This window comes from Sphingobium sp. C100 (assembly GCF_000508185.1).
GTDB lineage: Bacteria > Pseudomonadota > Alphaproteobacteria > Sphingomonadales > Sphingomonadaceae > Sphingobium.
The window spans coordinates 66,152-76,489 of the sequence record NZ_AYOY01000002.1 but is presented as its reverse complement, the minus strand read 5'-3'; the positions used below and the strand labels follow the sequence as shown (position 1 = coordinate 76,489).

Here is a 10,338-nt window from a genome sequence, read left to right as displayed (position 1 = left end):
CAGCCGACACTGGCGCTGCCAGCCACCGGCTCGACGCGCAGGCGGCGGCCCTTGGCGGTGACGATCAGGTAGAGGCCGGCGGCGATCATCGGGAGGCAGAGCCACTGGCCCATATGGAGGCCCGTGCGCGCCGCGAACTCCATCAATTGGGCGTCGGCCTCGCGCACATATTCGACGGCGAAGCGGAAGCAGCCATAGCCGAGCAGGAAGATGCCCACCAACATGCCGGGCTTGTAGCGCGCCTGGGTTTTCCAGAAGGCGAAGGCGAGGATCAGGAACAGCAGCACGCCTTCCAGCCCCGCTTCATACAGCTGGCTGGGATGGCGCGGCACGTCGCCGCCGGTCGGGAAGATGATGGCCCAGGGCACGTCGGTCGCCTTGCCCCACAATTCGCCGTTCACGAAATTGGCGAGGCGGCCGAAGAACAGGCCGAAGGGGACGACGCAGGCGACATAGTCGTGGATGCGCAGCCAGGAGAGCTTTTCCTTGCGCGCCATGTAGAGGATGCCGAGCGAAACGCCGGCCGCGCCGCCATGGAAGGACATGCCGCCATTCCACAGCTTGAAGATGTCGATCGGGTTGCTCAGAATTTCGGGCTGGTAGAAGATCACATAGGCCAGCCGCCCGCCGATGATGATACCGAGCGTGGCATAGAAGATCATGTCGTCGGCATGACGCCGCGCCATCGGCGAACCGGGCTGGGCCACCAGTTTCAACAGATACCAATAGCCGATCAGGATGCCCGCCAGATAGGCGAGGCTGTACCATTTCAGCGTGAAGAAGCCGAGGTTGAGGGCGACGGGATTGAGCCCCAGATCTTCAAAGCGGATGGCGCTCGAAGCGGCGGCGGCAAGGTCCAGGATCAAATCGGCTTCCCTCAGTTTGGACAGGCCTGCTCCCATAGAGCATGGGCCGTCGGAGACCAAGGGGCTGCGAAGGGGCCGGGTCGTTTAGTCCATCCGGCCCCCGGCGCCACTCATTGCGGCAGGCCAAGCGCCTTCACGATGTCGGCCCACGCGACCAGCTTGAAATTCTGCGCTGCCGCAGCGTTATGGCCGTCCTGGGCGATGAACAGTCCGCCGGGATAATTTGGGCCGAAATCGCCGAGCATCAGTTCGATGCCGTCGGTTTCTTCCGACCCGCCAATGGCGCCATCGACGATGCGGAAACGGCCGACATAGCTGTCGTCGCTCATCTTGTAGACGACATAGGCATTGTCGCCCTGGCTGGAGACGATGACATAGCCGTCCTTTTCGCCGATCGGCGCGATGGCGACGCCTTCGGCGTCCATCACCAGATTCTTGCCGTCCGCCGCGGCGATCTGCACCGGCGTGGTCGATCCGGTGGCGCGGGCGTCGAACCGCCACAGGCCGACATCCTCTTCCGCCACATAGAGCGTGCCGGTGCGGTCATCGACGGCGCAGCCTTCCGCCTGGGTGCCAAGCTTCATGGTGCGGACTGTGCGGCCGGTGGGTGTCGCCCCCGACGCGTCGATGGCGATCTGGTGGATGGTGCCGTCCTTGAGCACGATGAAGCCATAGAGCCCCGCCTCGTCGCGGCCGAGGCAGATGCCATAGGCTTCGCCCGTGCCGCCGTCGATCTTGCCCAGAGCTGTCAATTTCGCTGTCGCACTATCAAGCCGGAACAGGGCAATTTTGGCATTGGCCACATCGTTGCGATCCGACGCAGCGACCAGCACGCCCGGCGCGCCGTTGATGGTGACGCCGTCCTTCAGATCGACATTATTGACCCGGCCGGCATCGATGAAACTGCGGGTCTTGCCGTCCATGCCATAGACATAAAGGCCTGCCTTCTTGTCGGTGCCCACGATCAGGCTGGCGGCCGGATCGGCGGCATTGCGCCAGATGGCCGGATCGTCGGCGGCGTCGGCGTTGGCGGTGCCGACCGGGGTGGTTTCGCCGCGGGCGGTCACGTTGACGGCCGGGGTCGCATTGGCGATGCGGACCGCGACGGGGACTTCGCTCTCTCCGGTCGAGCAGGCCGCGAGCGCCAGAAGGCCGGCGATGGGAAACAGAAAACGCTGCATCATGATCGTCCTCATTTGCCGCGCGCCACGCACTTGCCACCGTCCGGGCCGATATTGCCGGTGCAGGTGCGCACCGCGATCATGGGCTCGTCCGTGTCGGTCAGGTGATTGCCGTCCGCCCGTTTTTCAAGATCGAAGCCGTCATAGAGCTTGCCCGACGCCGTATAGGTGCGGAACTTCAGTCGATCGCCATCCACATCCACGACCTGATACAACTCGGTCGCCTCCGCCGTCTTGTCCGGCTGGGTGCGGGCGCGGTCATTGAGGCCATACATTTTGGACCCGGTGACCGAAACCAGATAGACCGGACCCTGGATCGCGCCGTCCGCGCGCGCCTGCGCGGACGCCTCGCGCCCCGCCTCCGATGTCAGGCGGCTATAGCAATGGTCATGGCCCTGGAGCACCAGATCAACCTTGCGCTTGTCAAAAACGGGCTTCCATGCCGCTTTCACTTCCGCCGTGTCATCGGGACGAGCGCAGGTGAAGACCGGCTGGTGGAACAGCACGACATTCCATAGGGCCTTGCTGGCGGCAAGCGTGGCGTCCAGCCATCGGGTCTGCTGCGCCATGGTGCCCAGGTCGATGGCGGAGGTGCCGTCCAGCACGATGAAACGCACGCCCTGATAATCGACATAATAGGTCGTCTTCAGGCCAGGCGCGCCATTGTCCGGCAGCGCGAATTGCAGCGGGAAATAGGGGCCGAGCTGGCGGCTTTCCCCACCATCGGGCAGCATCACGTCGATATATTCATGATTGCCGGTGGCGGGCAGTTGCGGGACGATCGACCAATTATAGCTGCCCGCCTGGTTGAATTCGCCCCACTCATCGTCGTGGTCCAGATCATCGCGCTGGGCGGCGAGGTCGCCGGCATGGGCGACCAGTTCGATCCCGCCATTGGCGTGGAAAGCCTGTCGGATCACGCGGCTGGCATAGGTCAATATGCCGTTCTGGATGTCGCCCAGATACAGGAACCGGAAGGGCTTGGCCGCGCTCGAAGCGGTGCGGAATTGCAGCCATTCGCTCCAGCCCGCGCTGCCCTTGAGCCGATAGGCATAGACGGTGTCGGGCGTCAGATTGTCGAAGCGGATCTGGTGGTAAAGGGCAGGGCCGTTGGCGCTGTCCTTCGCAATGCCGGCAGGGCCGGTCACGATGATCGCCTTTTCCTCCAATGTCGGACCATCGACGGAGATGGCGATCTGCGCTTCGCTGGCGGTTTGGGCCGCGTCGGTGCGATAGGCGACGGCTATGCCGTGAGCTGGATCGGCGGCCGGGGTGAGCATGATGCGATCGGGCAGGTTGCGCGCAGCATAGGGCGCGCCGGCCGATCGGGGCACAGGCGTCTGTGCGGCGGACTGGCTTGGCAGAGCCGCCGGCGTAGTCGCCAGCAAGAACGTCAGGATAGGAAGACGGAACATGCGCGTCCTTCCGGAAACGGGCCTACCGGCCGTGCGCGAGCACGACCGGTAGGGAGGATATGGACGAAGGGATCAGAAGTTCGCGCTCACGCCGAACTTGATGGTCCAGCTATAATTTTCATATTGCAGCAGGCGACGGCGACCTTCCAGATTCTGATAGGCGAAATAAGGCGCATTGGTCACATTCACCCAGTCGGCGAAGACGCGCACGCCCGGACGGACACGATATTTGGCGCTGAGATCGAGCTGGAAATGTTCGTCCACATACCGGTCTTCCGCAGCCGTATCGCCGACTTCGTCGACATATTTGTCGCGGTAGGTGCCGGCCGCGCGCAGCGAGATCGGTCCCTTTTCGTAACCGAGGACGACATTGAGCGTGTTCTTGGAAGAGGATGCCAGCGGAATCTTGCGCGGGTCGGTGATGTCGCCATCGGTCAGCACCGTGCCCTTGGCATCGGTATAGGTGTAGTTGACCTGGGCCAGCAGGCCGTCCAACGGCGCGGGCAGGAAGTCGAACACCTGACTGTAGCTCAACTCCAGGCCCTTGATCTTGGCGCTGTCGCCATTGACCGGTATGGACGCCTGATCGAGCAGCAGGTCGCCATATTGATAGTCGTCGATCACCTGGATGTAGGTGAAATTCTTGACGTCCTTCCAGAAGAAGCCGGCCGACAGGGCGGCGTTGCGGCCGAAATAATATTCGGCCGAGGCGTCGATATTCCAGGCGCGGTAGGGCTTGAGGTCCGGGTTGCCGAATTCGCCCTCATTGTCCTCGATCACGACGCGCGGGGCCAGTTGCGACAGCTTGGGACGCACCAGGCTCTTATAGCCGGCCGCACGCAGCACGACATTGCGAACCGGCTCGTAGCGCAGCGTCAGGCTGGGCAGCCAGTCGGTGTAGCTGCGCTTGAAGTTGAGAACCGTGAGCGTCCGATTGTCGATGTCGAGCAGGTTGCCGGTGATGTCGTTCTTCGTGTGCTCCATACGGACGCCGCCGATCACGCGGAGCGTCGTGCTGTCCCAACGGCCAAGCAGATAGGCGGCCTGAATGTCTTCATCGACGCTATAGTCTTCCTCGTTCGATCCCTGCCAGCTGTCTCCTTCATCCAGTTCGAACGAGGCAAGGTTGTCGTTGAAGAAATTGCGGAACGATTTCTTGGCGGGAACCGGATCGATGGACGCCAGATCATAGTCCTGCGTGCCGAGCACGTCGGCCAGTGTCAGGTCGCCTTCATAGCCATCATAGATGTCATAGGTGCTGTTGTAGGATTTGGTGCGCCAGCGCGCCTTGCCGCCCGCCTGGATGGTGAACTCGCCGGTCGCCATCGCAAAGGAGCGCGAGATGTCGGCCTTGATCGCCCACTCTTCATCCTGCGAATCGCTCAGCGTGGTGCGCTCGGCCTTGTCGAATTCATATTCGGTCGGGTCGAGGAAGACGTCCTGCCCGGCCGTGATGCTGTAGGCCGTCCGCCGCGGGTTGCTATAGTCGAAGCTGATGCCGAGATCGTCGCCATCGTCGAATTTGCGTTCGAACGCGACCGGGTCGATCGAGCCGTTTTCCCGTTCCGACGATTTGGACCAGCTGCCCATATAGGTGAATTTCCACGGGCCGGTATTGGTCTCGCCGCCCAGGCTGATCGAGCGGATGCGCTGGCGCTCGAACCGGTCCTTGAGGTCGCGGGTGACGGTGATTTCGCCGTCTTCAGAATTGAAATCGGCGCTGGTGGCGGTGCCGCTTGACGGTGCTTCGTCCATCTCGATGGTCAGGCGACGACGATATTCCTGGTCGTCGAACTGGCTGTAGAGGCCGCGAGCGTAGAGTTTGGTCGACGGGCTGGGCTGCCAGTCGAGGCTCAGCGACGCGCCGATGCGCTTACGCGTCACGTCATAGTCGCGATATTCCATCGTGTCGGCATAGGCGATGCCGTCTTCGACATCCCAGCCGTCCATTTCCTCATTATTGGTCGCGAAGCGGCGCTTGTAATAGCTGGCGCCGCCGGCGATGCCGAAATTGTCGCTCAGCTTCTTCGAGAAGTCGAACGACCCCTTGGGCGTGATGCTGTCGGCCAGATCATTATAGCTGCCCTCGGCCTTGACCGAGAACAGGTCCTTCTTGCGGTCGAAGGCGCTGGTGGTGTGGATTTCGATCGACGCGCCAATCGTGTCGCCGTCCATGTCGGGCGTCAGCGACTTCTTGACCTCGATCGATTCGATCAGTTCGGACGGGATGACGTCCAGCGCGACCGAGCGGACGTCGCTTTCCGGCGCGGGCAGGCGCACGCCGTTGACCGATGCGGCGTTGAGTTCGGGATCAAGGCCGCGGACCGATACGAAGCGGCCTTCGCCCTGGTCGTTGAGGATGTTTACGCCCGACAGGCGGCGCAGCGATTCTGCGACATTCTGGTCGGGAAACTGGCCGATGGCGTCGCGGGTCAGGACGCTTTCGACACCGTCGGCGGCGCGCTGGCGCGACAGGGTCGATGCCTGGTTGGCGACCTGACCGACGACGATGATCGACGCATCGACATCAGAGCCGATGCGGATGTCCGCCTTTACATCGCCGCTGGCGGGGACGATGACGGTGGTGCGAACCGGGTCGGCGCCGACATAGCGGGCTTCGATCGTATAGGTGCCGGGCGCAACATCGGGGAAACGATAGCTGCCGTCACGGCCGGCCTCTGCAACGCGGCCGATCTCGACGATCCGCAATTGCGTGGATTGGAGGGCGCGCGTGCCGGTGCCGTCCGACACAATGCCGACGATGGTGCCGGCCAGAGCCACGCCCGGCGTCGCCAGCGCGACAACGATGGCAGCGCGGCTTGCGCCACGGAAAAAGCGGTTCATGATGAATCTCCCTGTTGGCCAACAGCGACCGGGGAGAGTCCGATCGCTGTCCGGTTGAGGTGGCCAGTGGGAGATTTCTGTTACAGCTTGATGCTACGGTCGTTACAGATCGGTGAAATCAAAATGGTTCCACATGATCGTTGCATTTTCGATACAGTCAGTTCAGCGCGCCCTCGGTGCACCTAAATAGGCGGCCACAGCGTCGGCGCTATCGCCGACGGCCTCTACGGCTTCCTCTATTTCATCCTGTGACACGCCGAAGCGATTGGTCCAGTAGGAAATGTGATCCGGGTCGAGCGAGATGCGGGTGAGATCTTGCGACTCGGGGCGTCTCTGGTCGGCGCGCATGGTTGAACTTCACTCCTGTTGCGATCAAGGGATAGGAGTAACGCATATTCCGCCATGATTGCCCCCTTCCCTTTAGGACAGGGGGTCCGAGGCCCAGCGGCGCAACCGCGCATAGAGACCGGCAATCACGCCAGCGAAGATCAGGATCGCCAGCGGCACGGCCCAATGATTTTCTGCCACCAGCGCCAGGGGTGCGTCGCTGTCGGTGCTGGCGACGATCCCGGCGAAGGCAACGCCGAACAGGCTTTCGCCGACGATGAAACCGGTTGCCATCAGCACGCCCATGCGCTCGGCGAACTCGGGATTGCTCTGGCGCAGCGCCCAGCGGTTATAAAAATGGCCGATGACCGCACCGACCGGGATCAATAGGGTGAGCGCCATTGGCAGATAAATGCCCATGCCGACGGCGAGCGGCGGCAGGCGTAGCTTTCCGGCCTTGCCCAGTGTCTCGTCGATCAGCACGACGACCGCGCCGATGCCGGCGCCGATGGCGATCAGCCCCCAGTCGAGATCGCCGCCCAGCACGCCCTTGGCCAGCGCGGAGATCAGCGCGGCCTGCGGCGCGGGCAGGGCGTTGGGGCCGGCATTCGGCGCCCCTGCAAAGCCGAAGGCGCTGTTGAGCAGGTCAAGCACCGGCGGGATGACGAGCGCGCCGAAGAGGACGCCCAGGATGAGCGCGAGCTGCTGTTTCCAGGGCGTCGCGCCGACCAGCTGGCCGGTCTTGAGATCCTGAAGATTGTCGTTGGAGATGGTGGCGATGCCGAACACGATCGCGGTGGTGAACAGGGCGTAGGCGATCAGCGCCTGGGTCTGGGAGGGATCATTGCCGCCCGAACCGTAAATGGCGGCCAGCATCAGCGACGCGCCCAGCACGGCGAGAATGCCGACGCCGGAAATCGGGCTGTTCGAAGCACCGATCAGGCCCGCCATATAGCCGCAGACCGACGCGATCACGATGCCTGCCACCAGCACATAGGCCAGGGTCAGGCCGATGACCGGAACGGGATTGTCAGCAATCGGCCCGCCCTGCGCGAACACCCACAACAGCATTCCGATGGGAAGCAGCGCCGCCAGGATGGTGCCGCCGACGATGGAAATGGGCAGGTCGCGCTCGGTCAGTTCGAGCAGCCCTGCATTGCCTGCCCGCCGCGTCGCGTTGGCGACCAGGGCTGAGCGGATGCCGCTGATGATCGGGCCAAGGATTTTGAGCAGGGTCCAGATCGCCGCGACGCCGATGGTGCCCGCGCCGATAAAGCGCGCCTTCGTCCGGAACGCTGTGCCGACGATGTCCGCAATGTCCGCACCGGCGGGCAAAGGGGTCGTGAGATAGGGAACCAGGCCGACCCAACTGATGAGCAGGCCGATGAACATGGCGACGCCAACCGACAGGCCAACGAGATGGCCGACACCGATCAACGCCATCGAGAAACTGGTGGAGACCGACGTCGCGCCAGTCCCGAAGCGGAAGAAAGTAGCGGCTTCTTCGGCGAGGATGCGGGTCTTGGCGATGATCGAGAAACTGGCGGCGGCAAGAGCGCTGGCGACGATGGCGGCAAGGCCGCGCTTGTTCTCTTCCAGCCCTTCGCGCGATCCCGCACCGACCTTCAGCACTTCAGCGGCGGCCACGCCCTCGGGATAGGGAAGATCGGACCCGGTAACGAGCGCGCGGCGCAGTGGCACCGAATACATGACGCCCAATATGCCGCCCAGCGCGATGGTGAAGGCGGACAGCCAATAGGGAAAGCCCTGCCACCAGCCGATGATGACCAGGCCAGGCAGCACGAAGATGATGGCCGAGAGCGTGCCGGCGGCCGAGGCGATGGTCTGGACAATGTTGTTTTCTAAAATGGTGCCGGTCGCGAACAGACGCAGCACCGCCATGGAGATGACCGCGGCGGGAATGGAGGTCGCGAAGGTCAGGCCGATTTTGAGGCCCAGATAGACGTTGGCCGCCGTGAAAATGAGGGTGATGAGCGCGCCGAGGATGACGCCACGCAGCGTCAATTCGGCCATGCCGCTGGCCTGTGCCTTTTCGATCGTCACCCTTCGGTCCCCCTGGCTTCTCGCTTGTGTCAAGCAGCTAGTAATAATGTTGCTTGGCTATGGATCAATCGGAAAGTGGCTTCAGACATGCTTTCGTGCATCCGGGCAGCTTAGGTCGCAGTGGCGCCAGCCATCCTGACCCTATGCCAGGTGGCATGGCAGCCAAAGGCGCGATGGATCGTAACCAAGCCTTCGCACTGTTCGCCATGCGCCAAGGCCGGGGCGCTGGATTTCGACCGGAACGCGCAAAGCCGTGGGCGCGCGTTCAATGGCGATGAAGCGGGCGGAGCCGGTATTTGCCCTCGGCATAGGCTCCGAACATGCCGGTGATGGCCGGATGATCGACCGGCTCGTCGCTGTCGTCCGCCACCAGATTCTGTTGGCTGACATAAGCGACATAGCTGGATTCGCCATTTTCGGCGAGCAGATGATAGAAGGGCTGGTGCTTGTCGGGCCGTGCGCCTTCGGGGATCGCTTCATACCATTCCTCGCTGTTGGCGAAGACCGGGTCGATGTCGAACACGACGCCGCGAAAACCGAACATCCGGTGCTTGACCACGTCGCCGATGCTGAAGCGTGCATGGACAATCGGCGGGGCCGTGATGCCGGCGCCGAAAATCTGAGTCATCTCTTTCATCGCTCCAATTTAGGAGCATGCCAGCCTGACACAAGAAAAATACCCGTTTGGCCGCTTGGCAAGTGTAATTTCATTCGCTAATGGCCGCCGCTCGACCGGGAATGCAGCGCATCGTAGCGCTTCGCGGACCTTCTGCGGAGAGGTGGCAGAGTGGTCGAATGCGCCGCACTCGAAATGCGGTTTACGGGAGACCGTAACGTGGGTTCGAATCCCACCCTCTCCGCCAATTCCTTCATTAACAGCTGATTTCGCTAGATGTCCTTGGGGGCATGGCGCGCCGTCCTTCATAAAATCCCACATGATTTCGGCGGTGGGAACGGAGAATTTTCTATCCTCCGGCTTTGCGGCGGTTCCACAAAATCCATTGTCCGACGAGTAGGAACAGCACCCAAGCCCAAAACCAAACGCCATCGATCCCGCTCGCCATCATCACAAATCCGCCGCATATCATCAGAACGACCAGTAGGGCGGTCATCGACAAGCTATAGGCAAGATCGCTCACAGGGCTTTCGCCGATCGGTTCCGGCGGTTGCCACGATCCGGCTCTAGGGTTGATCGGAACGTCGTGCGGATCGACGCCCATTCGCCTTGCCTTTCGGCGCTGATAGCGCAGGGAGCCGCGCGAACGCGGCGCAACGCCTTGGTCCATAAATCTTGCCTGAATGAACAAGTAGGCGATGACACATATGGTTAACGACGATCGCCATGCTTGCCTCTTTGCTCGCCTAAGCGATCACATGCCCACAATGTAGCGACAATCATTGTCCGGTGCGACGTTCTGGCTATGGTCCGACGAATGGGGATCACGGCAGCGACGCGCAAAGAGCGGCCATGAAGGTGCGGCGGTCGATCCGGTCGGGATTGCGGCTCGCATGGACTTGGCCCGATATACGGCTGACACGTTCAAAGACGTTGGTACGAACTTGCACGTTTGAGCTTCACCGCCATGCCAGCAGTGTGTGCTGTTGCTGCCGATGCATAATCATTGCTCCCATAGGAGAAGT

The 10,338-nt window shown here is 62.3% G+C and carries 9 protein-coding genes and 1 tRNA gene; 1 reads left to right on the top strand and 9 read right to left on the bottom strand.

All coding sequences use genetic code 11. From position 1 onward, the window contains the following. The 7 genes from lgt to hspQ all read right to left on the bottom strand — a co-directional run. Positions 1–902: prolipoprotein diacylglyceryl transferase (gene lgt, locus C100_RS26345; RefSeq protein WP_024018004.1), on the bottom strand; the 902-nt coding region annotated here is incomplete at its 3' end. Between the two features lie 74 nt (positions 903–976). After that, positions 977–2,050 carry a phytase gene (locus tag C100_RS26340; protein ID WP_442800295.1) on the bottom strand — a complete coding sequence of 358 codons (1,074 nt, stop codon included), beginning with the start codon at positions 2,048–2,050 and terminating at the stop codon, positions 977–979. Between the two features lie 8 nt (positions 2,051–2,058). After that, entirely contained in the window at positions 2,059–3,462 is a 1,404-nt protein-coding gene (locus C100_RS26335; RefSeq protein ID WP_024018002.1) for a purple acid phosphatase family protein, read from the bottom strand. Positions 3,463–3,534: 72 nt separating this feature from the next. Beyond that, complete coding sequence (locus C100_RS26330; protein ID WP_024018001.1) at positions 3,535–6,306, bottom strand: TonB-dependent receptor; 2,772 nt, start codon at positions 6,304–6,306, stop codon at positions 3,535–3,537. A 162-nt stretch (positions 6,307–6,468) separates the two neighbouring features. Continuing rightward, positions 6,469–6,654 (bottom strand): DUF3606 domain-containing protein, encoded by a 186-nt coding sequence (locus C100_RS26325; protein WP_024018000.1) that lies wholly within the window; start codon positions 6,652–6,654, stop codon positions 6,469–6,471. A gap of 72 nt (positions 6,655–6,726) precedes the next feature. After that, entirely contained in the window at positions 6,727–8,667 is a 1,941-nt protein-coding gene (locus C100_RS26320; RefSeq protein WP_031308500.1) for an OPT family oligopeptide transporter, read from the bottom strand. 295 nt (positions 8,668–8,962) lie between these two features. After that, positions 8,963–9,334, bottom strand: coding sequence for a heat shock protein HspQ (gene hspQ, locus C100_RS26315; RefSeq protein WP_024017998.1), 372 nt, complete (start codon positions 9,332–9,334; stop codon positions 8,963–8,965). A gap of 136 nt (positions 9,335–9,470) precedes the next feature. On the opposite strand from hspQ, the gene C100_RS26310 reads away from it, so the two are divergent. After that, a tRNA-Ser gene (locus C100_RS26310) sits at positions 9,471–9,560 on the top strand. A gap of 102 nt (positions 9,561–9,662) precedes the next feature. Here the strand turns inward: C100_RS26310 and C100_RS0123815 are convergent. Together C100_RS0123815 and C100_RS49270 are read right to left on the bottom strand one after the other, a co-directional pair. Further along, positions 9,663–9,917, bottom strand: a complete 255-nt coding sequence (locus C100_RS0123815) for a hypothetical protein (protein ID WP_031308497.1) — start codon at positions 9,915–9,917, stop codon at positions 9,663–9,665. A 220-nt stretch (positions 9,918–10,137) separates the two neighbouring features. Then, positions 10,138–10,263, bottom strand: a complete 126-nt coding sequence (locus tag C100_RS49270) for a hypothetical protein (RefSeq protein WP_268746813.1) — start codon at positions 10,261–10,263, stop codon at positions 10,138–10,140. Between the last annotated feature and the right edge of the window lie 75 nt (positions 10,264–10,338).

Excerpts from the sequence above, each read along its gene's own strand:
- C100_RS26335 (WP_024018002.1), bottom strand. The coding sequence starts at position 3,462 with ATGTTCCGTCTTCCTATCCTGACGTTCTTGCTGGCGACTACGCCGGCG.
- C100_RS26325 (WP_024018000.1), bottom strand. The coding sequence starts at position 6,654 with ATGCGCGCCGACCAGAGACGCCCCGAGTCGCAAGATCTCACCCGCATC.
- C100_RS26320 (WP_031308500.1), bottom strand. The coding sequence starts at position 8,667 with ATGGCCGAATTGACGCTGCGTGGCGTCATCCTCGGCGCGCTCATCACC.
- C100_RS0123815 (WP_031308497.1), bottom strand. The coding sequence starts at position 9,917 with ATGGGCGTCGATCCGCACGACGTTCCGATCAACCCTAGAGCCGGATCG.
- C100_RS26330 (WP_024018001.1), bottom strand. The coding sequence starts at position 6,306 with ATGAACCGCTTTTTCCGTGGCGCAAGCCGCGCTGCCATCGTTGTCGCG.
- hspQ (WP_024017998.1), bottom strand. The coding sequence starts at position 9,334 with ATGAAAGAGATGACTCAGATTTTCGGCGCCGGCATCACGGCCCCGCCG.
- C100_RS26340 (WP_442800295.1), bottom strand. The coding sequence starts at position 2,050 with ATGATGCAGCGTTTTCTGTTTCCCATCGCCGGCCTTCTGGCGCTCGCG.